The sequence below is a fragment of the Phocaeicola sartorii JCM 17136 = DSM 21941 genome (assembly GCF_054653615.1).
The window spans coordinates 3,347,667-3,374,581 of sequence record NZ_BAAIFW010000005.1; the positions used below are offsets into that span (position 1 = coordinate 3,347,667).

21 protein-coding genes and 1 tRNA gene are annotated in these 26,915 nt (G+C 41.4%); 3 read left to right on the plus strand and 19 right to left on the minus strand.

Going from position 1 to position 26,915, the window contains the following annotated elements; all coding sequences use genetic code 11:
- Positions 1-66: 66 nt before the first annotated feature.
- Together ACYQ0C_RS14260 and ACYQ0C_RS14265 are read right to left on the minus strand one after the other, a co-directional pair.
- Entirely contained in the window at positions 67-1,263 is a 1,197-nt protein-coding gene (locus tag ACYQ0C_RS14260; protein ID WP_016275928.1) for a glycoside hydrolase family 88/105 protein, read from the minus strand.
- 48 nt (positions 1,264-1,311) lie between these two features.
- Positions 1,312-3,756, minus strand: a complete 2,445-nt coding sequence (locus tag ACYQ0C_RS14265) for a glycoside hydrolase family 95 protein (RefSeq protein ID WP_016275927.1) — start codon at positions 3,754-3,756, stop codon at positions 1,312-1,314.
- Positions 3,757-3,924: 168 nt separating this feature from the next.
- Between ACYQ0C_RS14265 and eno the strand changes: the two genes are divergently transcribed.
- Positions 3,925-5,220, plus strand: coding sequence for a phosphopyruvate hydratase (gene eno, locus ACYQ0C_RS14270; RefSeq protein WP_016275926.1), 1,296 nt, complete (start codon positions 3,925-3,927; stop codon positions 5,218-5,220).
- A 90-nt stretch (positions 5,221-5,310) separates the two neighbouring features.
- On the opposite strand, the gene ACYQ0C_RS14275 is transcribed toward eno, so the two are convergent.
- The 17 genes from ACYQ0C_RS14275 to ACYQ0C_RS14355 form a co-directional block, all read right to left on the minus strand.
- Positions 5,311-7,062: a response regulator gene (locus ACYQ0C_RS14275; protein ID WP_016275925.1), complete on the minus strand. Its 1,752-nt coding sequence runs from the start codon at positions 7,060-7,062 to the stop codon at positions 5,311-5,313.
- Between the two features lies 1 nt (position 7,063).
- Positions 7,064-7,627 carry a hypothetical protein gene (locus ACYQ0C_RS14280; RefSeq protein WP_016275924.1) on the minus strand — a complete coding sequence of 188 codons (564 nt, stop codon included), beginning with the start codon at positions 7,625-7,627 and terminating at the stop codon, positions 7,064-7,066.
- 9 nt (positions 7,628-7,636) lie between these two features.
- Positions 7,637-10,009 (minus strand): reverse transcriptase domain-containing protein, encoded by a 2,373-nt coding sequence (locus ACYQ0C_RS14285; protein ID WP_016275923.1) that lies wholly within the window; start codon positions 10,007-10,009, stop codon positions 7,637-7,639.
- Positions 10,010-10,529: 520 nt separating this feature from the next.
- A complete protein-coding gene (locus ACYQ0C_RS14290) occupies positions 10,530-11,369 on the minus strand; it encodes a YjbH domain-containing protein (RefSeq protein ID WP_016275922.1) in 840 nt (279 codons plus the stop codon).
- A gap of 6 nt (positions 11,370-11,375) precedes the next feature.
- On the minus strand, positions 11,376-12,506 hold the full coding sequence (locus tag ACYQ0C_RS14295; protein ID WP_016275921.1) for a DUF1972 domain-containing protein: 1,131 nt from the start codon (positions 12,504-12,506) through the stop codon (positions 11,376-11,378).
- Between the two features lie 188 nt (positions 12,507-12,694).
- Positions 12,695-13,114, minus strand: coding sequence for a putative toxin-antitoxin system toxin component, PIN family (locus ACYQ0C_RS14300; RefSeq protein ID WP_016275920.1), 420 nt, complete (start codon positions 13,112-13,114; stop codon positions 12,695-12,697).
- Positions 13,111-13,332 (minus strand): hypothetical protein, encoded by a 222-nt coding sequence (locus ACYQ0C_RS14305; protein ID WP_016275919.1) that lies wholly within the window; start codon positions 13,330-13,332, stop codon positions 13,111-13,113. Before ACYQ0C_RS14305 ends, ACYQ0C_RS14300 begins: the two co-directional genes overlap by 4 nt.
- Positions 13,333-13,431: 99 nt before the next feature.
- Positions 13,432-14,331: a glycosyltransferase family 2 protein gene (locus tag ACYQ0C_RS14310; RefSeq protein WP_016275918.1), complete on the minus strand. Its 900-nt coding sequence runs from the start codon at positions 14,329-14,331 to the stop codon at positions 13,432-13,434.
- 12 nt (positions 14,332-14,343) lie between these two features.
- The gene (locus ACYQ0C_RS14315; RefSeq protein WP_016275917.1) at positions 14,344-15,357 is read right to left on the minus strand and encodes a glycosyltransferase family 4 protein; all 1,014 of its coding nucleotides are present in this window, start codon (positions 15,355-15,357) and stop codon (positions 14,344-14,346) included.
- A 22-nt stretch (positions 15,358-15,379) separates the two neighbouring features.
- Positions 15,380-16,354 (minus strand): Stealth CR1 domain-containing protein, encoded by a 975-nt coding sequence (locus ACYQ0C_RS14320; RefSeq protein ID WP_016275916.1) that lies wholly within the window; start codon positions 16,352-16,354, stop codon positions 15,380-15,382.
- A complete protein-coding gene (locus ACYQ0C_RS14325) occupies positions 16,326-17,153 on the minus strand; it encodes a glycosyltransferase family 2 protein (protein WP_016275915.1) in 828 nt (275 codons plus the stop codon). The genes ACYQ0C_RS14320 and ACYQ0C_RS14325 overlap by 29 nt, the downstream gene beginning before the upstream one ends.
- On the minus strand, positions 17,140-18,471 hold the full coding sequence (locus ACYQ0C_RS14330) for a hypothetical protein (protein WP_139015986.1): 1,332 nt from the start codon (positions 18,469-18,471) through the stop codon (positions 17,140-17,142). The genes ACYQ0C_RS14325 and ACYQ0C_RS14330 overlap by 14 nt, the downstream gene beginning before the upstream one ends.
- Before the next feature lie 677 nt (positions 18,472-19,148).
- Entirely contained in the window at positions 19,149-20,516 is a 1,368-nt protein-coding gene (locus tag ACYQ0C_RS14335) for a lipopolysaccharide biosynthesis protein (protein WP_016275911.1), read from the minus strand.
- A 181-nt stretch (positions 20,517-20,697) separates the two neighbouring features.
- Entirely contained in the window at positions 20,698-21,093 is a 396-nt protein-coding gene (locus ACYQ0C_RS14340) for a hypothetical protein (protein ID WP_016275910.1), read from the minus strand.
- 20 nt (positions 21,094-21,113) lie between these two features.
- Positions 21,114-21,644, minus strand: coding sequence for a UpxY family transcription antiterminator (locus tag ACYQ0C_RS14345; protein ID WP_016275909.1), 531 nt, complete (start codon positions 21,642-21,644; stop codon positions 21,114-21,116).
- A gap of 916 nt (positions 21,645-22,560) precedes the next feature.
- The gene (locus ACYQ0C_RS14350) at positions 22,561-24,978 is read right to left on the minus strand and encodes a helicase-related protein (protein ID WP_016275908.1); all 2,418 of its coding nucleotides are present in this window, start codon (positions 24,976-24,978) and stop codon (positions 22,561-22,563) included.
- A gap of 111 nt (positions 24,979-25,089) precedes the next feature.
- Positions 25,090-25,163 (minus strand) — tRNA-Thr (locus ACYQ0C_RS14355).
- A 260-nt stretch (positions 25,164-25,423) separates the two neighbouring features.
- Between ACYQ0C_RS14355 and ACYQ0C_RS14360 the strand changes: the two genes are divergently transcribed.
- Together ACYQ0C_RS14360 and ACYQ0C_RS14365 are read left to right on the plus strand one after the other, a co-directional pair.
- Complete coding sequence (locus tag ACYQ0C_RS14360; RefSeq protein ID WP_016275907.1) at positions 25,424-25,957, plus strand: DUF4199 domain-containing protein; 534 nt, start codon at positions 25,424-25,426, stop codon at positions 25,955-25,957.
- 3 nt (positions 25,958-25,960) lie between these two features.
- Entirely contained in the window at positions 25,961-26,914 is a 954-nt protein-coding gene (locus ACYQ0C_RS14365; protein WP_016275906.1) for a glycosyltransferase family 2 protein, read from the plus strand.
- Position 26,915 lies beyond the last annotated feature (1 nt).

Consider the following 26,915-nt stretch of genomic DNA (forward strand, 5'->3'; position numbering starts at 1 on the left):
TTTATGTTTTTTAAAAAGATGAAGACCTTTTTTTAAAACGTCTTCATCTTTTTCAGATCATTCCGGTTATTTCATTTTCTCATATTCAATAGCAGCCAGAATAAAGGAGCCTACTGATTTCGGATCATTCTCTATCACCGGCTCACCAATATAATAAGCAAAACTGCCATCCCGGTTCCCTTTACCACCTAATCCGGCAACTGCACAACAGTTGGTTATAGTATATGAACCATCAGGCTCTTCTTTTATGAACTGTTTTATCAAACCGTTGAATCCATGCTCCGCAGCCGCCTTGTACTCCACGGGGATATATCCTTTATTCACCGCTTTACACAAGAAATAGACAAAAAGCGATGAAGCGGAGGATTCCAGATAATTTCCTTTACGGTTATTCTGGTCAGTCACCTGCCACCATACCCCTGTTTCAGGCTCCTGGTATTTTACAATGCCTTCGGCCAACGTATTTATGATTGTCATAATGCTGTCGCGTCCTTCGAACTGTGCCGGCATATAGTCCAACACATCCACTACAGCAGCGGCATACCAGCCTATACTGCGACTCCAGAAGTTGGGAGAACAACCCGTTTCCTTATTTGCCCAATTTTGTTTCTTGCTTTCATCCCAACCATGATAATACAAACCGGTTTTGGGATCATACGTTTTACGGGCAATCAGTGTTATTTGATTTACAATATCGGCATTGACCGTAGTATCCTTGAACACCTTACCATATTGAGCCAAATAAGGAGAAGCCATGAATATACCATCCAGCCACATCTGGTGCGGATATATCAGTTTGTGCCAGAAACCACCTTCACTGGTACGGGGTTGTTCGGTCAGTTGTTTGCGGAGAGTATCCATCGCCACCTTATAACGCCCGTCTCCCGTCTTTTCATAAAAATCGAATAAAATCTTTCCGGCATTGATATTGTCAATATTAAAAGAAAGATATTTCATGGTCTTTATCCTGCCTTCAGTATCTATCAGACTGTCAGCATATATTTTCGCATAATTATAATAGGCAGTGTCTCCGGTATGTTTCCATTCCTCCAACATGGATTTCACCACCAGTCCGTGCGTATATCCCCAACGGGGCTTTTTAGCTTTCTCTATCATCCAAGGCTCAGGAAAACGTTGCATTTCCGACTGAGCCATACGTTCACTCCATTTAATCTCTTCCGCCTGCTTGGAAGTGGCCGTACATGCACACATTCCACCTGCCAGCAGCAATGAGCAAATAATGTTAAATCCTGTTTTTTTCATATTTCTTCTTTTTACTATTTTTCATTCTTATCATCAGCGAAAGAATCCTCACTTACCTGAAAAGATATATTCTTCGCCTGCTTTGGTTTTCAAGTCATAAAGATAAGTTTTTTTCAACTCAACTTTATTCAATTTCGCTTCTTTATTTATAATCGGCTGTAAAATTCCGGATATGGCATACAACTGATTCGGGTTCTCTCCCTTTGCCTTTCTCAGCCCTTTGCCTGCCAGCGGATTCAAAGAACGCAAACGGCAGTTCCCCCCATTACGGGATTTCACCACCAACCGGCTCACCTTACCATTCTTCCAACTCAGATCCAGTTCAAAACCTCCACGAGCGATAATCCCGCTTACGCTTCCCTCCTTCCATTGCTCAGGCAATGCAGGAAGTAAATAAATAAAACCATCATGGCTCTGCATCAGCATCTCTACGATGCCTGCCGTACAACCAAAGTTTCCATCAATCTGAAAAGGTGGATGAGCATCAAACAAATTAGGATAGGTTCCTCCTTTCTTCTTCTCGTTACGCACAAGAGTCAACTGATCGGTTATCAGTTTATAAGCATGATCACCATCCAACAGACGGGCCCACAAACATACCTTCCATCCCATACTCCATCCGGTAGACGGATCTCCACGGTGAATCAGCGAAGTGCGTGCCGCATCAAACAACTCAGGGGTGCGGTACGGAGAAATCTGATTGCCGGGAAACAAGCCATAAAGGTGTGACACGTGACGGTGTACATCCTTCGGATCGTCCCAATCCATCATCCACTCCTGCAACTGCCCCCAACGGCCTACCTGCATGGGTGCCATCTCCTTCAAACGCTGTTCCAAATGGGTGGCAAATTCAGCATCCGTACCCAACAGACGAGCGGTCGTGATTATCTGATTCCACAAATCGAATATCAGCTGGTTGTCCAAAGTACACCCGGCAGCCGTAGTCGCTTTTCCATTACTGCCCGCATGAGTATTCTCGGGAGAATTACTCGGACATACCACCAACCAGTTATGCAACGGTTCCTTCACCATTATTTCATCAAAAAACTTACCGGCTTCTTTCATGATAGGGTAAGCCGAACGGAGAAATTCCATATCACCCGTGTAAAGATAGCGTTCCCACAAATGACGGCAAAGCCATGCTCCTCCTGTAGGCCATAATCCGGACGGAGCCTTGTCTATAGCTCCGGTAACACGCCATATATCCGTATTGTGGTGCAATACCCAGCCATCTGCCCCATACATAATCTTTGCCGACTCACGTCCTGTTTCACTCACCTCACGAATCAGTTGTATCAAAGGTTCGTGCAATTCGCTGAGATTCGTCACCTCGGCCGGCCAATAATTCATTTCGGCATTGATATTACAAGTATATTTACTATCCCAGGAAGGAAACAATTTATCATTCCAAATACCTTGCAGATTAGCAGGCTGACCACCCGGCTGTGAAGAGCAAATCAACAGATAACGGCCGAAACGGAAATAAGTGGCCACCAGAAAATCATCCTTCGTTTCCTTGAAGTTCTGCACACGCATATCAGTGGTTACATCCGCATATTTGTCCGTGCCCAAATTCAAAGAGACGCGATCCATGTATTGCTTGAAAAAATCAACGTGCGCCCGACGTGACGTAATATAATCCTTACCCACAGCCCGGTGCAGATAGTTCTTCGCACGCTCCACCTGGTTGCCTGTTATATCCTTATAATTAATAAAGTTGGTAGCGATGGAGACATAAATCACAGCCTCATCCGCCCCTTCTATACTCAGGACTCCGTCACGACAAGAGCGGATTCCCCCTTGAGTACGTGCAGCCATGCGGCCCTGGAACTCGACTTTCCCTTTTAGCCCCTCATGCCAGGAAGATACGCCCGAAAGGGTAACTTCCTCCCCTTCCGTCGCGACCATCACATCCTGATGCGGAGTCGTAAGACTGGCGTTACAAGTAATCTTTCCGGGTTGGCTGGCAGTGAGACGCACCATAACTACCTGATCGGCAAACGAAGTCAGAGTCTCACGCTGATAAGTCACCCCGTCCACCTTATAACGCACGATGGTACGCGCTGAGTCCAGGCTCAGTTCCCTATAGTAATCGGAATAACGTGTATGTCCCGGAAAAGAAATATGCAGATCGCCGAACGATTGATAAGGCATACCGCTATTGGTCTTCGCCATTACTTTCTCGGTGGCCAACGTTTGTGCTTCAAGATATTTCCCCTCGAACACCAACTGACGCACCTTAGGAATATATTCCAACGCATTGGGATTAGCATTATTATTGGGACGTCCTGCCCAAATAGTCTCTTCATTCAACTGGATATGCTCCACACCGGGATTACCGAACACCATCGCTCCCAACCGCCCGTTACCCAGCGGAAGTGCTTCAGTCCAAACCTGGGCGGGTTCATCATACCACAGTTTATATTCTTGTGCGGCAGCCTGCAAGTAAAAACTTGCCCATAACAGCCCCCCCACTATCCATCTCATTTTCATATTGACCTCCAGCTTTTATTAAAGGGAGACGAAAAAAGAAGACGGATGTACTCTGTGAAAAGAAATAAAAAAAGTAAATACCCTGAAAATACTTTCTCCATCACTCAACAAATCCTTCTTCTCCATTGTTATTAAAATAAAACCATCTAAATATATAAAAAGAAGTATATGAAAATAGCAGAGATTAAAGGAAGAGAGATTCTGGACTCACGTGGTAATCCCACCGTGGAGGTAGATGTCATATTGGAATCAGGAGTCATGGGCCGCGCTTCTGTCCCTTCGGGTGCCTCAACCGGTGAACATGAGGCTTTGGAACTACGTGACGGCGACAAAACCCGTTACGGAGGAAAAGGCGTACTAAAAGCTGTAGAAAATATAAATACCCTTATCGCTCCGGCATTGAAAGGAATGGACTCTCTGGACCAACGCGGCATAGACATGGCCATGCTTGCCCTGGATGGGACTCCCACTAAATCAAAACTGGGTGCAAACGCTATTCTAGGTGTCTCTCTGGCCGTGGCAAAAGCTGCCGCCAATTATTTGGATATCCCTCTTTACAGATACATAGGCGGAACAAACACCTACATCATGCCTGTACCGATGATGAATATCATTAATGGAGGTTCGCACAGTGATGCTCCCATCGCTTTTCAAGAATTCATGATTCGTCCCGTCGGTGCCCAGACATTCCATGAGGCCTTACGGATGGGTGCCGAAGTATTCCATGCCTTGAAAGTGGTATTGAAAAAACGCGGACTGAGCACAGCAGTAGGTGATGAAGGCGGTTTCGCCCCTGCACTGGATGGCACGGAAGATGCATTGAACTGTATCCTTGCCGCTATCGAGGCTGCCGGATATGAGCCGTTTAAACATATCACCATCGGTCTGGATTGTGCTTCCTCCGAATTTTATCATGACGGCATCTATGACTATACCAAGTTTGAAGGTCCCAAAGGGGAAAAGCGAAGCGCTGCCGAACAGGTTGCTTATCTGGAAAAATTGAGTTGGGACTATCCTATTGATTCGATAGAGGATGGTATGGCAGAAAACGACTGGGAAGGATGGCGCATGCTGACCGAGCGTCTGGGCAACCGCTGCCAGCTGGTAGGCGATGACTTGTTTGTCACCAATGTGAAGTTCCTGGAGAAAGGAATCAGTGAAGGTTGTGCGAACTCCATTCTGGTAAAAGTGAACCAGATCGGCTCACTGACCGAAACATTGGATGCTATTGAAATGGCTCAACGCAACGGCTATACCACTGTGACCAGCCACCGTTCCGGTGAAACGGAAGATGCTACCATTGCGGACATCGCCGTAGCCACCAATAGCGGACAGATTAAAACCGGTTCACTGAGCCGTAGCGACCGTATGGCGAAATACAACCAGTTGCTCCGCATTGAAGAAGAGTTGGGCAACCGTGCCGTATATGGATATAAAAAAATAACACGCAATTTTAAAGCGTAAGCGGTTTATATCCCAAATTCCATAAATGAAGAATGCCCTGAAACGGAAATCGGTATGGTTTCGGTTTCGGGGCATCAGCTGTAAAGGTTATTATGGGACAGGAGGATAATCCCTATGCAACATGACCATTATCACATCTTGGAAAAGCTTCTTGACATCCTCGATGTTACTGGTCACCGTTCCGCCACAATGAGAGATAACAGTATTCCTATCCTTTTTTATATTCAGAAACAATTTACAAAGAGAAGCATCAAAACCATAATAATAGTGTAGTGCAGCCACTTGGATAGTATCTTTAGACTTCTCATTATCAGTTGGAGCGAACTTCCATCCAGCTGATTCTAAAGTCAATTTATCTTCAAACTTGACATCTATTTTATTACTTTTAGCCCCACTGTTGTCAAATTTAAAGAACATTTTCTTATTGAAATTGCAAATACCACCGTTCGGTTCCAAAAGGTTCCCAGCACTATCAATCGCAAATTTCTGAACATTTGAAATATAATTCTCTATAAAGACATGCAGAGACAATAACAATGCCTTTAGCACCTTATTCTTTCCCTCATCCGAATCGAAGGAAAGAAGAGACACAAACTCCATCAAATCCCCTTTGGGACATTGCGTAGAAAGCTTTTCTAGTTCTTTTTGATAGTCTCTGATATAATGCTGACAAGCCGCCTTCCTTATGGCACTGAGAAATTTCTTGAAATTTTGTATTGTTTCAGCACGAGCGAAATTAAACTCCGGAGACTCTTTAATTATGTAATCTGATACATGATAATCGGACATTACCTGTTTCATATTCCAGACTTTATTAGAAGCCGTAAACACAACGACCTGTGTATTCTGGCGTTTCCCAAACAGATGCTTCACCACCTGATGTCCCGTCATCAGAGCCGGATCTCCCTCAAAATCCTCCTCATGCAAACGTAAATCAATCAAAAAGCAATGTGCGTCAGCTTGAGCATCCAAAAAGTCATTGATATGCTTCACCAATTCATCTCTTTTCCAAGCTTCATTGAAATCTTTATAACAAACCAACTTCGCCCTGGAATTTTCAACTATTATCTTCAATAAGTTTTCCCAGCCCTTGTTATATTCGTCATCTACATATACTATCGTTTTATTTTCTATGCCGTTAACCAAAGGCTTCACCGGATTCTTCTTCTTGAATCTATTAGAAAACACCTCATGCTTTGTAGCCAGGTTCGCATATAAATATTTGTAAAATAGCATATTAAAAACATCTTCACCAGGCAAGGCGGGAGGATTATTATCCCAAGAAAGCATCTCCGCCCATCTGCGAACAGCCCATTCATTAGCCAATGAATGGTGCGTTTGATAATTAGAAGGACGAGACACTTGCACTTTCTCCAAAAAATTCCTGTATTGCATATCTGTCATTTCCACCTTCTTCATACAATCATCCATGAGCGATATCAATGAATCTTTTGACAGTGAATTTGTATGATAGACTAGAGAAGTAAGAAACAAACTTCCCATCGAAGAAAGTTTTTCCACCTGTTCTATTGCATCCGGACCGACAAATAATATGGGCTTACGTGTATGTCCCCATAACTGAGTCAGCCGAATATGCACAGCCGTCCTGATACCTGTAAATGACATATAATTCTGCGCATCAAAAGTATATGGCAAAACAATCAAATCATACGGCTTTCTCTGAAATATCGGATTCAACAAAGCGCATATTTCAGCATCAAAATCCATGACATCTTCCGATATCCGGATTGTAACATTCTCAATATCAAATTTTCCCGCCAATTCCTGTTCATAGAAAACACCCGGCAGATTATCGTTATGCAACATCAGTATTCTAGCCATATCAGATATTTTGAATTAGTTCCGTTATTCGCTTTTCAAAATCTCCCTCGTACGCTTTTTGCAAACTCTGAAGTTCTGCTTTTTCCTGCCGTTGAAGCGTACCGTCTTTCTCTTTCCATTTCAAGAATCGGAATCGAAGCAGCAATGGAAGTTCCCATTCATTGCCATATAAGAATCGGTATAAAGGAAAATCCTGACTGTCATCATAAGTCTCCAGAAAAGTAACAATGGATTGGTAAAAGACCGTTGCTTCAACAGCTAAAGTATTACCCCCATTTGTGACTAACTGCTGCGTAATACTTCCACTGAATATGATAGAATTTTTCTTTTTATTCTTTGCATAATCCATAAACTCATTGATTAAATTGGTCTTTGCCAATAAGGTACGATGAACAGCAACTATATCATAATCATCAAATGCAGAAAAATCATATTCTTTTCCCTCTTCATAGCCGGGGAGTTCAGAATCGACAGCGGCCAATTGACACAACCTCTCCCATTGCTCCTCCGTCAGCTGTTTCTGCTGGCGTTCTACCCTGTCTTCTATAATGATACAATGTTTCATAATGTACTGTTATAAGTAAAATTTTAATATATATTTAAAGCCCTCTGCAGGTGCGTCAAGCTTAGTTACACGAGGTTCTGCATTTACTTCTTCGCTATACAGATAATCTATTCTATAGTCACCCATTTCATCACCTTTTCTGAATCTACTTTCAACAGAAAAATCGCAAAGGCTGACCAACTTCTGCTTGACAGCACTCAGTTGCCCTTTATTTCCCTTCAATTGCAATTTGTCGTCATCCAAAGATTTATTGGAAAAGGACTCTACATGCAGAATTTCCAATGATACATATTTTTGATCTCCATCCTTGCCTCTTATAGCCTGTACCTTTAAATGCCGATGTTGAGGACGGACAATAATATTGTCTGCAATTATTTTCAAAGCCTCCCTTACGAGTATCGTATCGGTATAAAACGTTATTCCCGACAATGTATCTAATACGCTGTCATCCAAAGAAAAATCCGTCAATTTAAAGATATCCGATACATCCCAATAGAGATTATCATCCCGATACTCGATGGCGTTCTTAAATATATCAATCACATCCCGAAAATCCACCAGTGTCTGTCCCTGCACACGTTGCTTAGGTCTATAACTTTCCGGAAAGACAGAAAGAGGTATCTCCATAGGCTGTTTGTCCGGATTTTCTTTCATCCAATTTTGAATAACTCCTTCCGGAGTGCAATATGACAACTTAAGTCCATAGTCTGTTTGCCAGGGATACTCTTCTTTGGATGGTGGAAGCAGGAAATTCCTGACCAGATTATAGAGATGTATATTGCAATTATAAATATCGAAGATTGGTATACCGGACCCTGTTTTATCTTTCAGTTCAGATTCATACGAATGAAAAAATTGATCAAAATCAGTCCATTTATACTTTCCGTCTATCATTCGTTCCCAAGTATGGGTGGTATATTTCAGATTCTCTGTGGAAGTGAACTGCTTTAAAAAAGCAACTACCAATTTAGGACGATGAATTTTTTCCTCCTCTCCATCTATCTTTCTTGTTCGAGGCTGTCCATTCATCGCATCATTGATATCCCTCAACATATACCATTGCAGTTCAGCCCTTTTCTTGATATTGTTGACAAGAGACGCAGATAAATAAGCCATAAGGGATGCAGCTACTTTCTTCACAATAAGAGGAGATACAGAACGTTTACACTCATTAAGCAGCGTTCCTGTTATCGAAAAAATATCCCTGTTTTTCCACTGAGCCACAACTCCCTCCACAGACATGGAAGATTGATGCAACATAGATTCGACATCAGACATGGATTGCTCCTCTCCGTTATCCTTGTTATGATAAATATACTGTAACAGTTCAAACTTCGAATATAGATTTAAGTATACAGGATTGTCTCCCCCTTTGACCATTTTCAGATATTGTAGCTTACCTTCAATCACATTAACCATATTAGGCATACAAGTGCTACTTGCTGGCTTATCATCCAAATAATAATAAACAAATTTTTCATTTGCCGCGTCATACCCGTATTTCTCCCATATATAAAGAAGGGAACGGAGATTTCTCACATACGTTCTCGATACATTCACCCTATCACTGACTATTAATCCGGTCACTTCATGACGATCTCCTTTTTTCTGAAGCCGCGTTTTCGCCTCATTGATAGTGAAATTCTGCCCTTCCACGATGCGCTTTAATTCTTTTCTGAAAGCTCCATTCTCACTATATACGTAATGCAAGCTACTAAAAGTTATATCATCTGCATAGCGTGAAAAATTCAAACCAAACCTTGCAGCCAAACCCGATAATCTACGGTCAAGCGTATCACAGATCATATTGGTAATGACAGGAGATGTCGGGGCCCCTTGTGGAAGCACATATTTAGTCCGGACTTGTCCTTGTTCATCTTGAACGATCATTTCAATACAACACAATCCTGCTATCACATTGGCAATCTCCTGAGGGAAGGAGAAAGGAGGAAGTTGCAGTCTTTTCCATACACGCGCCTGAGGAATACTGGAAAAAAAATCTTTGAGGTCAATATTAAATACGTAATTCTGATTCAGATGTCGCGAAGCATTAGTTATAACGGAACGTCCTTTGACAAATCCCATAACATGGGATGAAGGAGTATATAAAGAACCAAGAATAACATTAAGATAAGTCTGAAGCATTTTCAGCCCATTACTTGGTGCCGCGATGTTTCTAATACCTCCTGATTTTTTCAGGATAGCAAAAGTGACAAATCGTCCCTTCGTATTTTTCGGATTACAATAGTAATTAATTTGCCGCAGGACAAAAGGATACCCTTTCTCCCCCAAATCGTCAGCCTTTATCTCATTGAGCAAAGCAAGAAGATCAGTCTTCGTTTGCAATATTCGAGCTTTCTTTGCTATTTCTCCTTTGTCCATTTATTCAGAGCAAACGATCTTGTCCAGCAATAATAAAATTCATTTTCTTTGTATATGCCCACGCCCCCGGAGCACGCAAAACGTTCAAGGTACACGGAGCACGCGGAGAATGACAAATAAACCTTGTTTTCCCTACCAAGGTGGGGACATCCGGACAAATACGCCGGACTAATTCAAAATTTCTATTTCATATTGCCGAACCAAGACCGCTGATATTTCTATTTTGTACAAAAATAGATATTTTCCACTATACTACAAAACAAAAGGATGGAAAATAAAGAAAAACAAACAGGATTTGATTACAATATCTTTTCCTCCCATTCCTCCACGGTCATAGTTACCGATGAGAAACTGATTCCAATTCTCGTGACTTTGCGCATATCTGTCAGATAAGGTGTAGCATTTGATCAAAACTCTGTATACCAATGGGATATTTCATCATTCTCTTTTTCTTAAATGGATTATTAATGCTAAGATAAGTCATTATCTTAGCATTAACAATAAAAGTTGGAAAACAAATTCATTTCAAGTGAATTTTAAAGACAAGTCCACCCGAGAAGTATTTCCCATTATTCAGTTCGGCTACAAGATTTACATAGTCTTCCCAGAAACTGTACTCAAAACCTACATTGCAAGTTCTTGCATCATACTCCGCCATCAGGTTCAAGCCATTTATCATTTTTACAGCCCAAGATTCTTGCACAGGCAATCCCAACCGGAAATTCACCCCTATAGCCGGACGGTTATGATGCTCCCAAGTAGCCGGCCGGTCCAGCACCCAGGCAAGATGCACTCCCAACATTCCCAGATTATCAACCCCAACATGCTTCGTTGCGGCAATATAGTAACGGGTGAAAAAGCAATTACCACCATTCTGGTCACGACTTGATATGCCTCCTCCACCGTAACTGTCATGAGTACCCGGATCGTCCACCCCTATCACGATCTGCGGAGTCCACGTTTTCCACCATCCTTCTTTCCAGACACGAAGACGGAAATTGAAAGACCTGTCCTGATTGGTGTATTTCCCCCACGACTGCTCCGGGAAATATGTAGAACCCTTATTGGCGTAATTCAACGTACAGGTATATCCCACTTCCAGCCAGGGAAAAACCGTAATGTTGAGATAATAATTGAAAGTGTATCTCACATCAAAATCATAATAATGCAACGGGGTTATGTCCAGCACATTACCTCCAAGCATAAACGTTTTGTCCCGCTGCATATCGGCCGTCGGCGCATGAAGCAGTCCGGTCGTACCTCTCAACGCCTGTCCACAGACGGAAAAACTGATTGACAGAAATACCAAGACAGCCGTAAGTACCCTGTATAATCTCTTCTTATTTGATATAAATCCCATCTTTTTTCAGCGTTTCTGTGCCAGTAACCATTCAAAGTACTTTTCATGCTCATCCACCAAATGTTCCCACGAATACGCTGTACGGATCTCCTCTAAATTTGCCGCGATAAATTTTTCCTTATCACGCACTACATATGCAGCCATATCATTCAACAACCCGGTTACTTCCGCCGGAGTACTATAATACTCCGCATGATGCTTCAACACCGCCCGGTTGAACAGATTGTCATTGGCTAATATGAAACAACCGGACGCCATAGCTTCCAGTAATGAAGGGTTCGTTCCGCCTACCGAATGCCCATGAAAATAGGCCAAAGAGTATTTTCGTAGGGAATTCAGTTTTTTGAAATCATAAATGCCACCGATGAAACGTACCGGCCGCTCTTTACCATACCGGACCACCAGCTCCTTGCCATGAGGGGTATTGGTTTTTCCCACAATGACCAACGGCCTGCGCCCGTTCTCTTCGGATGCCAGATAACCGTCGATTGCCATTGCTATATTGTTTTCGGGTTCCAAACGAGCCACCAGCAAATAATAACCATTCTCCTCCAGCCCGAATTCTTTCAGATACTCCGGATTGTAATCCTCATGGATATCAGCCCCGTACGCCAGAAACTTGCTCTCCTTGCCATACTTCTCTTTGTAATAGTCATGAATGCCCATGTTGTCGGCTATCAAGTAATGGCTATGCTTCACCGTCATCCGTTCTTCCCAAAAGACGAACTTCCGTACCCATCTGTTGAATTTCGTACGCTTGTATTCCAGCCCGTCCATGTTCGTGGTGAACACGGGATATTTGATGTTCTTTACATTAAACCAAATATATGCCGGCACAATGGAGGTGTATCCCGCCTCATAAATGATGTCAAACCGCTCCCGTTTCAACGCATCACGCAGTGAAGCAAAATCATAGAAGAAACTCCCCACGGAACTTCCCATCCATGTCTCCGGACTATAGATGTGCTTGATGCGGACTCCTTTGTAACTGTTTTCCTTATAAGGATGAAAATGAGGGGAATAAACGGTCACCTCATGACCTCTGTTTGCCAGACCTACAGATATGTATTCGGCAAATTGCTCGAAGCCCCCGTAATCATTAGGAATGCCACGGGTGCTGATAAAAGCGATTCTCATTGAAAATTAAGTGTATGAAGTTTAGCCCGGCCGCAGAAAGCGACCGGGAATATTAAAAGAAATAAAACATTCGTTTTTTTGTGGGAATGCGGCTGTTTCAGCCCCCCAATCCTGTTTCAAGTTCGTGTTTCAAAGGTGAACACACATATTGGGAACTTTGGCTATAGAAACCTGGTCTTTGTTAAATCTCAGATATCAACCAACAAATCAGTCAAGAATTCATCCAAGCCTACCACTCTTATTTTGGGAAAAGGGAAAGTGGCCAGTATACGAAAATGAGCATCTTCAGACACTATGTACTCTGCATTTGCAACAATAGCACAATCTGCAAATTTATTATCATCCGGATCCGCCTCTATCAAATTGAATTTAAAAGAGGCCTCTTTATAAAGCGTATAAGGACTATGCACTATAGCACTTATAACATTCCGAGCTACACTGGCCGAAGAATACCGTTCTATAATCTCTTCGTATTCATTCAGTATTTCATTAGATACGCACAGCATAAACTTCCCTTGCAGAAAATCTTCCCATATCTTATGGTACGGACTTTTTGCAGGAAGCGACTGCACCAAACAATTCGTGTCCAGAACCACCAATCGTTTCATGACCGATAAGGAGTTCTGAGATGTTGTTCTCTCAATTCATCCAATTTTTTCTGATCCAACACACCGGAGTCCCACAATTCGTCCAGTTCCTTTTGTGCCTTATCAGCAAAGAAATGAGAAAGAGCCAGTTTCAACTCATTCAGTTCACTTTCTGTACGAATATTCTTTATAGCATAAAGCAACTCCATCTGGGCTGCATCCGAATACGAGATTCTCATACCTTAATACATTTAATCGTTTTTACAAAAATAATACTTTTCTAATTATCCGCATCACATTATGCCATTCTTTTCCGATTAAAATGAAGATTTAACTTTTCAGAAAAGTTTCCTTTTAATCATTCTAAAAGGAACAAACATGACATTCATCCATGCTGTCCAATAGGCATATTTAGGGAAATACCGCTTGATGTTCTCTCTGTATCCGGTCGCATCAAAAGTTTCAATGCGCACAATGTATTTATTAAAAAGCAAAGTAGGAAGATATTGAGTACAGATATCTTTCAAAATCGAATCCTTACAATTCAATGAGATATGACCTTTCATATAACTGCCCACAATCAATGACGGATAATCTATGGTAAAAGCCTTGAACTTGTTATGCCCACCTCTTTTTGCAATGCGTTGTACATGATATATGGGGGTATCGTCTATCAGAAAAACCTTGGCGGCATATTGCGTTAAGAAAACTGAAGTATGCGGAAACAACGCATTCAATTCTATTTTCTCCATTGCATCAAAGTCTTCTTTCCAAATGCTAAACCCTCCACTCCATGAAGACCAAAACGATAGCGCATTCATAAAATCATTGAAATTTCCATATTTACAAATAACTTTTTTACCTAAAAATCCATTCGTATGAAACATCAAAGTTTTATTCATTTTTTCTTGTAGTACTTCTTCAATCAAATGTTGCAGTGCTCCTTTCTGAAACAGGTTCTGGCTATTATGAAGTTTCAATAGTTTGCCCTTAGCATAGGTTAACACATGATATGAATTGAGAAATCCTTCACAACCAGTATGATAATAAAACAAATTTATTTTATCCGAAAATTCATCCATCAATGTTTTTACTTCCATTTCCGGATCGTTATCTGAAAGAATGACCTCATAATCATTCATAGAGATCTCTGAGTTCGCTTCATAAATACTGTTCAACGTATTTCGAACTTGATTTATGCGTTTATAACAAGGAATACAGATGGAAAGCAACAACATTGTAATAGCATTTTAAGACTCTATACAAGTCTGTTTTATGTTAGTTATTGTAGCATTTAATTTCTGAGAACAAATTTCAAAACTGTAATTCCGCTTGATATGTTCCATTAAACAAGGTTGATAGTCATTGTTATTCATCGCATGTACAACAGCAGTCCCTATTTCATCCACATCATAAGGATTAACCAAATAAACATGATTATCATAGTATTCTTTCGGACCTCCATTTTTTGTCAAAACAATGTTACATCCACAAGCAGCCGCCTCCAAAGCCACCATGCCTACTCCTTCATAGGTACTAGGCAATGCAAACACTTTGGCTCTTAAATAATACACAAGTAATTCATCCTCTGACAGAAATCCAACATATTTTATATTTTCATGATTGCGAATCCAGCTGAGCAACAAGTGTTCTTCCTCTTTATTCCGCAATGTTCCTGCGAGTACTAATTTAAAATCATACTTCACAGCAGCCTCTATTAACCTTTTTACATTTTTCCCCGGATTAACTAAAAGACTGACATGAAAGCAGAACGATTCTTTAGGAGGCATTTTTACCGGAACTTTTATCCGACAAGACAATGGAAGCACAATTATTTTATTGTCACTAATACCCAAACCATCCGTCAAATACTTCATCTCATACGCTGAACGGGCATAAAATAATCTTATTTTATTTCGCACTTCATATAAATCATTATAAACACTATGCAATCTAAGGGTGGAACACTTCAAGTATTTAGCAGCCATACGAAATAACGATACAGAATAATTTGTATCAATAATAGGAGCCAAAACAATATTATCTGTTATTTTCGATAATGCTTCCACAATGGTCTTTAGATTCCCTCCATAGCCGAAAATAAAAAACAGATCAAAATCTGTCCATACGTAACCTTTCCAACTATCAATCAGAGTGACTTGATGACCAAACTTCTCCAAACCCTGTTTCCACATCAAAGCCTGCAACTTAATTCCTCCGGCAGGAGCGATATAAAAAGTAGGAGTAATAAAAGCTATATTCATATCATTTATTGTTTAACAGTTACTATTTTTCAAAAGATGACTTATCAGGAAAAACACATTCAAATGCATTATTTATCAAGTCTTTACTTTGAACAAAATTTGTTTTCTCCGTATCATTTATTACAATAATGCTTTTTTTCCGGTGAACAATACAATCAACAGCCTCATGCAGATTGGAATCCTCCAAATGAAAACAAGTACTGTCTTCAAATAAATCAATATTAGCATAACGACCCGTCGCAAGTTGCCAATATCTCATTAAATACTGAGTTATATTCGTCCTTTGCCTAAAAGGAGATTTTAATGACTCCCTGATTGCTATACCCTCTTTCTCCCACACTTCCTTAAAGACGGATTTTAAAAAAGGTTGAGGTAAATGCGGATCTAAAAAACCGACAAAATAGGGCCACCACATAAGAAGCAAAGTACGAAACAAATTCACCCCATTATGCACAGAGAACCATTTCCAAAAGTATTTCCTCAAGCTTTCATTCTTTGATATATTGCGATTAAGCAATTCAAGATTACACATATTATTGGTTGACAATCCATATCCTGGATAAACATCAAAAGCTGAAATATCACAAGGAAGCCCGTTACGGAAAAACCGTTCAGAAGACAATTTGTTTATAATAAAGAAATCGTCATTAAACAATACAAAACGCTCACTCAAATCCGGAATCCTATGCAGAAACATTTCAATCGTATTCGAAGAAAAAGTCGGCAAAAACTCATGAGGAATATATTCATCGTGAAAGACTATTTTCAATTTTGGATGATGAACATTCATCCAGTCCGGAATTTGCCTGTCCGTTATAAAAAAAACATGTTCCACCCAGTCCGCATACTTTTCTATTCCCCGAAACCAATATTTTAAATTGTCCCAATCACGAAATCGACAAGTATTTTTTATACCCTTTTCTTTGACAGAGTATTGCTGGTATCGGGCCAGCCATTCGGGATCTTTATTATTGACCCACAACAAGACAAAATCCATTTTTACAATCTATTTTTTTTATATTAGGGTTATGTGAATTGATTCTTCTAACAATACATACCGGAAGGGCCGCCAGCAACATCCTTTTCATTTTTCCTATTATACTTTCTTTGTAAAAGACAAAAACAGAACGATGAGGCAGGCCTAATATCCTTTCTTCTTCCAACATTTGGCGATGCTTATTTCGGGTTGAGAATCCGGTGCTCTCCACTAACGCAACAGGCTTGGCAACATACTTGAAAGCAATTCCCATTGTGTATAGAGAATGAATCATTTTATAATCGGCAGCAACTTTAAACTGTAGGTCAAATGGAGATCCCTTTATTAAATCTGTTCTTACAAACACGCATTGATGATTGATCCCCATTCCTGTACCACCAACCTTATAAAAAGGTCTTGCGGCTATCTGGTATATGCCATCTTTCAACAACAAAGCTTTATCACCAAATATAACTCCCACATCGTTATGATTACTTTGGACGATTTCCTCCAAAACTCCAGAGTGTACAAATACATCACCCGCATTCATAAAATTTATCCACAATCCATTTGCCACAGCTATTCCTTTATTCATAGCATCAAATATGCCCAAATCAGGCTCCGATATCACATAATCGAGCTTGTCTCTATACTTTTCTATGACACTCAATGTATTATCTGTACTTTTACCATCAATCACGATATACTCTATATTAGTATAAGACTGATTGATAACACTTTCTATTGTCCTGGCTATCCTCTTTTCACAGTTGTAAGTCACTGTCACGACAGACACTAAAGGCCGTTTATGATTCTCCATATTTTGTTTTTTGAGTGGTTCCAATCAACGACAAGATCAAAAAAGGAAATGCCATAAAAGTGGTATATGAAATAGACGATCCTGCTACAGAGGTCATAACATAAGCCATTACATACAGCATTCCACACAACACTATCGGATCTTCCTTTCTGCTTTTCCACATTTTTCTGATAATTATCCCCCAGAATATGATATAAAATACAATGCCTATCATTCCGAATCGAGACAAAATATTCCCCCATGCAATGTCTGGAGTTCCCAATTGATGCGGATAGCCAGTATCTTTATTGGTCAATCCCAACTTAAAATCATACATTTTTAACGCTTTGGGCTGATTTCCTGATATGAGTCCCAATCCCCATAACAGTTCTCCATTATTTTGCTGCCGCAAATAGACATAGCGTTCATATACCCAAGCAAAACGATAGGTTAAAGTCGCCCCTTCTTTAGTGAAGTCCCCCATATTCATATCAGCCAAATCTCCACTAAACAGAAAAGCAAAATCACTTTGCGTCTTGCCATTTGACACAAATCTATCACGAACCAATCCTATAAAAGGCAAAACGAATAGGCAGATAACACAAAGAGTTTTCAAATTTATAGTCAATCTGCCCGACAGTAACAAACCGATTATCAATAATAATACAACCGATGCGATTCCGGATCTTCCCAAAGTACAAAAAAGAGCCATTAAACAAACTCCTCTGACATATTTTGCTTTTTGCTTATAAAACGACGGATATAAAAATGACACAAAAAGAAAGAAATACAACAATATCGGATAATTATACAAGCGGATCAATCCTGTCGTTTCATCCACCTCTATCTTGTCCACATTTTCATAAGGCAATAAAGGTGCATGAACCACCAAAACTTGCGCTATATATATAATAGACACACATAAAGTTAAACATGAAAGAATTTTCAGAATAGAAGAAACTTGCCTCAAAGGTAACCTCACAAGAAAGTAATAGCACAATATAACATAATACTCCCTACTGGCCTGAAATATTTGATACAAGGAGAATCCATAATGAAAATATGAAAAAAGAGAACAGCATAACAACATCAACAAAAACAAGTTTATATACCTGCTTATCACAGTCCTCCTAAAATAGCCTGGTGTACATATAGCATGATAAACAGTGACTACAACAACGTATATAAAAGCATAATCTGATGATTTTCCTCCTAATACCGACAAAGTCAGAACTTGGAAACCATCAAGACAAAACGACATAAAAATAAGCAATGAGCCAACTGTCTTTCTACAAAAATACAAGCATAAAGCAACGATCAACAGAAAAAGTCCAACCATATCACAACAAAAAGTCCATGATAAACATTTGTTTTTTACCCAATAATTTTAAACATTTCCAGCGTTATGGAACCACCGTACCGCATCTGTATTCTTCTGACCTGTGGAGGATATGAAGGGTATATTTACAACATTTATAATACTAAGAATTATAGTACTTACCTTTAAAGGAAAAAATATATAAGTATTATATTTATATAAGTTATAAAATAAGCCTCTATATCCTCCACAGAACCGCACCGGAAAAAGGCAGATACTTGTCACGCCACAGTTTTTTCCGCTAGACGGACATAAACGGACATAGACGGACACTGCGATTTTGTCGGGTTGCATCTTTGCAGCGTCAAGAGGATGCAGCGGACAAGGCGGCACTTTCCGGTGAACAAGCATAGCATGTACAGCGAACAGAGTAGGCTTGTTCCAAGAACAGGCATAGCATGTACCAAGAAACCATCCGGTTTATCCACCGCATTCTTGCAGGAAAAAAAATTGTTTAACCGAAAAAACGTAACCATTATGCACTGCAAACATACCCGTCAATATCCATCTCCATCCATGAAATCAGAACTAGTTGAAAAAAACCGATGTCTGTTTCCGGAGTATCATCCTCAATTTGTCCCAAAGTACAAAAAAGAGTCTATGCTATTGCCAGGCAGCAAGGATTCATATCTTGAACGCTATTTCAACCAGATTCCTTTACCCGTCCCATTGATCATTTTCATGATTTGCATTCTTCCGACACAAGCCTGTAAGAAAAAAGCGGCAGCAGGAACTATTAAAACCCCTTCCACCCCATACTGTCTGCAAAAATATCTCATCAGCGGAACGGAAATCAAAGCAAAGGACACATAGACAAGTAACTGCAAACGTACTTTGCCTGTCCCATTGATGAGGTACATATACACATTGCCACCAGTCTGAGAAAGAACATACAACGCCATACAAGCAGACAATGAAAAAGGAACAGATACCGAATCACCGATCCACCAACGATACAAAGAACCGGAACAAACAAGCATCAACACCAATGCAGGAAGACATAACAGCCACAATCGCTCCAATTTTTTCAGAACGCCACGCATCCAGTTGTAATCCTTCTTCACATAGGCATCCGTAAAGGCGGACCAGAAGGGAGTAAGGACTATCACAAACACCATATTCAGCACATTGAAATATTTGTAAGCGATATTATACTGCGTCACCGCCTCCGGTCCTTCCACCCTGGACAGGATGATGTTGATGAACTGGAAGATGAACAGCATGGAAATCATGATCACAAAGAACTGTCCACCCAGTCCCAAAATATTCTTAGTCAATGAGAAACGGACGCATTGCACGGCGGGTGATACAGACCTGTATTTTCTTCCACAAAACATAAAGACAGAAGCCACCACCAGCAACAAGCAAGGCACTCCCGAAAAAGCTACAGCCAAAGCGCTCAAACTTCCCGAAGTGGTCCGGGTCAGCACATAGATGCAACCGAAAGCTAGCACCTGCCCTCCCGTCTGAACCAGCGAGGCCAAGGCAGGCTTCTGGTCGGCCGTCAACATCGTTGTAAAAACACCTGCCACAACGTTCAGACAAAAGAAGCATGCCAACAAACCGAAAACCAGACTCAGTTCATCCTTATAAACAGGATCAACATTTAAAATACGACTCCAATCCAAATAATTATTCACCACCAAGGTTATCAATAAAATTACGGAAAAGAGCAAGAAGAGCACCGCGTATGTAGTACTGACATATTCTTTTGCCAACTTCATATCCCCTTTCGCTTTTGCCTCAGCAAAACGGTTGCGAAATCCGTGGGCAAAACCCAAATCAAAATAAGACAGCCAGGCAATAATGGAACTCAACGTCAGCCAAATGCCATACTTCGTAGGATTGACATAGCCGATGGTCAACGGAACCACTTGCAAGGAAACCAAAATGCTGATACATTTCAAAACTAATGAAATGGCGATGTTTTTCTTCACTGCAACACTACGCTCATTCCCCTTAGTAAAATAAGCATTAACTTTATCTTTTATATACTGGAACTTCATACATTTATGATTGTATCACTTATAAGATATATAAATCTTCCACCTGCAACATTTCCCTATAGAGTATTATAAACGACCATATCCCACTGAAAAAAGTAAGATATCTTCGTGGGCAAAGTAAGATATGTTCCCAGGCAAAGTAACACCGCTTACTTGACCCACGAAGTCCACATACTTTTCTTTACAACAAAACAGACCTCACAGCCATCTCATGCCAGTGGCGATAATCCCCCGTCGGCAAAGAATGCTCCGACCGCACTTTCCGGTAAATCCCATCGTGCAAAATGATGTACTCACCCAAACAGCTCTCCGCCTCATCGGCAGGAACGGAAGCCATCACCATATACTCAGGACAGGCAGGGACTCGGAAAAGTGTGATTTCACACTGACGGAAAATATCACTCAGCCGGAAAGCGGAACGCTCAAAAGCCACCCAATACGCGCCAATGTCATACAGATGAATGAACTTATCATTATTCTGTTCCCTGGCTAAGATTTCCTTATGCTGATCCTGAATCAACTGCCGGAGCCGGATGCCGGACGGCATCGATGCAGGTATGGATGTGGTTCTACACATTATTATATATAAAGTTTAATTCAAATCACTTCTATCAAATCTGCCGGAAGGGTCGCCATGGCCATCGCTATCACCCCTTGCAGACTGATAACCACACGACGGTCTCTCGCCCCCTTCACCTTGACAAACACCCCCTCGTACCCCTCGAAGTCACCACCCGTAATTCGGACCTTCGTACCTTTACGCAAGTTCACCTCGTCGGGACTGAAGAAGATAAGATGCTCGTCATACGTCCCGGCCACAGCAATGAACTGCCTCATCTGATCATCGGGCACAATGATTTTTTGTCCGTTGCGAACGTCTATCATATATTGAAAATACGGAAGTTTGAACTTCACCTTCTGGAGTTCGGACTGGACGGCATGAACGAAAATCAGATCACTGATAACGGGAACCAGCTCACGCCTCTTGCGCCCGTTCCTTACACGAACTTCATAACGCATGGGAATAAAGTTATTGATCCCTTCTTTATCCAACAAAACCTTGATCTGCATCCCCCGGCGATAGGTGGCACGCATTGCAAACCATTGAACTTTTTCACTTGAAAGCATAGTTATGGAGCTTTGAAGCACAGATATCTATCTGCATTTCAATTAATTACGAAAAATTTCGTAAAATACAAGAGGAATCGGCCCCTTGTGATTAAGTTGACCGGGAAAGCTATATTTTGATGGATAGGAGGATGAGAATCCGCACTATACAGATGCAGCCTGTCGGGTCAACCGATGACCTTCCGCAGATTCCCGAACCGGACGGTTCTTATGTATGAGATAAAAATTACTATACGTATATATATAAAAAAAGCGCGGGAATCTGTACCTGTTACTCGTCCCACACATCAAGGCTCTCGCATTGCCCACTCAAGTCTGAACGAGCAACACAGAAGCCCACGCCGATATGTATAATGACACTTGAATACACCTTTGACTGACAAAGATGTATCAAGGATATAAACATATCCCGCAGACACCTACTGTTGCTTTGTTTTTGACTTGAGTTCAAAACTTGCGAGATTTTGATGTGCCAAGAACAAAACGTCAAGTAAACGTCTTTTCTTATATATGTATATTTTCTACATTCCACAGTCTCCTTGCAGAGACATAGGCACAGAAAACATGGCAAAGGTAGTAATTTAATAAATAGGACGAAAATATATTCATGTTTTTTTTAATTCTAGCAATCGTCCGTTTTTCAGAGAAGCAGCAGAAAAGAAATGGAAGGAAGCAATTTCATGAAACCGGACAGCCACAACAAGCATCCCCCCCCAAAAAGTTATCGGATTCCAAAGAATGAAGAAAAATAGTAGCACAGGTCAGAAAGCACGTTTTTGCGCGTACGTCCGCAGAGAGTTATACATACATAAATGCAGGGTTGCACAAACGTATGTGTAACCCTGCATATACTAACGTGAAATCATAGGCAAAATTAATTTCGCCAACGAGTTATATTATACAGCCCTTACAGCTGTCATTCCACAACACAAGAATATTTTTCTTTCAATCCCTCCAAATTCATCCCCGTAAAATAATCCTCTATAAACTCCCATCGCTGCTCGTCACTTAACTTCGTATTGCCAAAGAACAGCCGGAACAACTCTATCTGTTCCTGGAATATTTTCTCATTATTCTCCAGCACACGGTTCTGATAGCCCCCCGAGGCAGCTTCCTTTTTCAATATCTCCGCATCACGAACACGCACTCCAACGGAAGGAACACCCCCCTCTACGGTAAAGTCCACCACATTGAGCATAGACAGCAAGTTGAGCAGCATATTGAGATCGGAGAACGGAGTGACATAGAACAACAGCCGGTCTCCCCTCTTTCCTGTGATACGCTGGGTGCACAGTTTCTGGTAACGGGAAAGCAACAAATCAAAACCACGGGTAACGGTAAACATCAGCTTGTCCTCATCTTTCTTCTTGGCACTGGTAATGTAACTCACACTTCTGCCCTCCTCTACCCTGGACTCCAGTAACGAAGTGATAAAACGCTTGGCAGAAGGAACATCCATATCATACGCCGCAAAAATGCTACGCAAATCGTCCTCCTCGAACTTTCCCTTATTACCATACAGACTCACCGTCAGCAAGTCTTTCAAACTCTTCAAGAGGCTTGCCAGCTTGGAGCAGATATCCGCCGCGCTCTCTTTTAACAAGACATCATGCTTACCCACAGCTGCCGCACGGACTCCCTCAAAGAGATTTCCATTGTATAAATCGCGCTTAAACTCACGGTATCCCATCTCCGAGAAACAATTCTCCCACAAAGATTCAAAAGCCACCTTATAGACTCCTTCAACCCCTTTCACGGGAACCATGTACTGCTTGTATTTTTTACGGAAAGCGGCATCACCCGTCTTTTCCTGCACATAGCCATCGGCAAACAACGTCTGTGAATTGATTTCAACAGGAGAACCACCATGCCGGAAACTCAAGTCCTCTTCGATCCATAGCAAAGCCGTCTTGATGACTTGCTCCAAATCCGATTCATATTCCAGCTTGTTCTTTTTACGAGGCAGCTTCACTGCGAATTCAAAATCGGATAAAGACATCTGCATTTCATCACTACAACCTTTCATCAGATATATTTCCCAAACTTTCTTCAGAATCATCCCCAACTGTTCCTGGGAAATGGCACCCGCAGAATGCAGGCGTTTCATATAATAAAAGTCGCGTTCATTAAAGTCCGTCGCCGCCACACCGGTAATGTTCTTGTCACGGGCAGCACGGCCAATCTCCTGAATATAATCGACAAAGGTACTGGATGGAGCCACATGATACACACGGTCAATATCGCTGATATCCACCCCCATACCGAAAGCTTTCGTAGCAACGATTATTTTTTTCTCACCCTCCTTAAAAGCTTGTATAATTTCGGCTTTTTGCTCTTTATCCTTTTTACCATAGTAAGATGCCACCCAATGCCAGTTAGCCGGATACACCCAGGTCTTCAGTTTCATATCTATACCTCCGGCAAAAGGATAATAAATGATAGTCTTATGCCCGTCCAGAAAATCCTCCACCCGGGCGGAGACTGTGCGTTGCTTGGCCTTATCGTAGGTCTCTCCCTCTTCTATGGTCATGGCGGCAATGTCAAAGCCTATATTTTCACGCTTCACCGTGCCCACATACAAGGCACACGGAGCAAGATGCAACGACCGGATGGTATCAAATATCATATCGTTTCCGCCTTCGGGATTCCACACAGCAGTGGCCGTCAATGCAAAAACAGGGAATACATATCCCAAAGCATGCTTTAAAGTTTCCAAATGACGCCCTAGAAACCAATAATCCACCCGGAACTCTTTACCCCAAGTGGTCACGGTATGAGCCTCATCAACGACTACCAGCCCGATGCGGCGTCCGCCAATGAAATAACTGATATCATACGCCAGCAACAATTCAGGAGAGAGATAGAAAAGATCAACCTCCCCTTCACGGACACGACGATATACTTCGTTCTTTTGCTCAGGTGAAAGATCAGACGAAGCATACGCCACACGTTCATACCCTAACTCCTGCAACGCCTCAACCTGATCTACGATCAACGCTTTCAGCGGAGAAATCACAAGGGTAAGAAGCTTATATTCATTGCCCAGATAAATGGCAGGGAGCTGAAACAACAATGATTTTCCGGCTCCGGTCGGAGCAGTCAGGAGCAAATTATGAGCAGACGAATCACCCTTGATCCCTTTTTCGGCTTCTATGATGACCTCCTCTATTAATTGTCCTTGAGACAATTGCAATTTCTCCTTACCTTTGAACAAGTCATCATAAACTTCTAAATTACGGAATTCTTCATATCCATACACTTCCTGCAAAAGGACTTTTACCGCTTCACGGCATTTAGACGGCAATGCTCTTGCCGCAATCTGTGACTCTATCATAAAAAAGAACTCTTAAATAACGGTTGTACCAACCTTAAAACTAATAGTAACGCAAATATAACAAAAAAAGCGAGAAGAATGAAGATTTCTTCGTCCTTCTCGCTTTTCTTGAGCCTCTTGTCGGATTCGAACCAACGACCCCGAGATTACAAATCACGTGCTCTGGCCAACTGAGCTAAAGAGGCGGGGGGTGGGTAAGCTTACTATATCGCGCCGCTACAACCAACTACCTTTGCTGCGATCAAGCCCTGGAGGATTCATCGGGAGCTGGCCGTATAGGACTTACCCATTTCTGTTTTGCGAGTGCAAAGGTAGATATTATTTTTGAAACGACAATACTTCCGAATACTTTTTTTTGATTTTAGCAGAAAAAATACATTTTTCACCCATAACTATAGGGCGGATTCCCGTAAAAGAAGTACTTTTGTGCACTTATTAATGAAGAATGACGAATTATAAACCGACTTTGCAGGAATGCGCCATGCGCTATGGTACGGGCATGGGCCTTTTATGGGCCTTCAAATTCATGCTCTTCCCGTTAGGATTGAGAATACCTTTCCTACAGTTACTTTTTATAGTCCTGACTATAGGAGTACCCTTTTTAGGATACATATTTGCCAAAAAGTTCAGAGAACGGTACTGTGACGGAAACATCAATTTCTCACGTGGATTTCTGTTCACTACCTTTATGTATATGTTCGCCTCTCTGTTTGTTGCGGTAGTTCACTACATCTACTTCCGCTATATAGACGGTGGATTCGTATTCGATGCATACCGTTCCATCTTAAATCAGTTCAAAGAAACTGCCGGAGCCGAACTGACAACCTCACTGAACCAATTCGAAGAAGCGATAGATTTACTGTCGGGACTTACCCCGCTGGAAATGACATTTCAACTGATATCACAAAATATGTTTTACGGGATGATGATGGCTATCCCCACCGCATTGATTGTGATGCGTAAAAAGAAAAATCAATAAAAGATGGATATATCTGTAGTTATTCCTTTATATAACGAAGAAGAATCTTTGCCGGAATTGTTTGCATGGATTCAACGTGTAATGGACACCAACCGCTTCAGTTATGAAGTAATTTTCGTCAATGACGGCAGCACCGACCACTCCTGGCAAGTGATTGAGAAACTACGCTCGGAATCGGACAAGGTAAAAGGTATTAAATTCCGCCGGAACTACGGCAAGTCCCCCGCCCTTTATTGTGGCTTTGAAAAGGCGCAAGGTGATGTGGTGATTACCATGGACGCCGACTTGCAGGACAGCCCGGACGAAATACCGGAATTATACAGAATGATTACAGAAGATGGCTACGACCTGGTTTCGGGATACAAACAGAAACGCTATGATCCGTTGTCAAAAACCATTCCGACCAAATTATTCAACGCCACAGCACGTGCCGTCTCAGGCATCAAGAATCTGCATGACTTCAACTGCGGACTAAAAGCTTACCGTCGTGATGTTGTAAAAAACATCGAAGTATATGGCGAGATGCACCGCTACATCCCCTATCTGGCAAAAAATGCAGGTTTTCCCAAGATAGCCGAGAAAGTAGTACACCATCAGGCGCGGAAATTCGGTAAGACCAAATTCGGCGGATTAAACCGCTTCTTCAATGGGTATCTAGACCTCATCACTCTGTGGTTTTTATCCAAGTTCGGTATCAAGCCGATGCACTTCTTCGGGTTTATGGGATCATTGATGTTTATTCTTGGTTTCATTTCCGTCATTATCATCGGAGCGAACAAGTTATATGCCTTGTCACATGGTTTACCTTATATATTGATTACGGACTCTCCTTACTTCTATCTGGCCCTAACCTTGATGATTCTGGGAACCCAACTGTTTCTGGCAGGATTCATAGGAGAACTGATAGCCCGGAATGCTCCCGAACGCAATAATTATAAAATAGAGAAAGAGTTTTAAG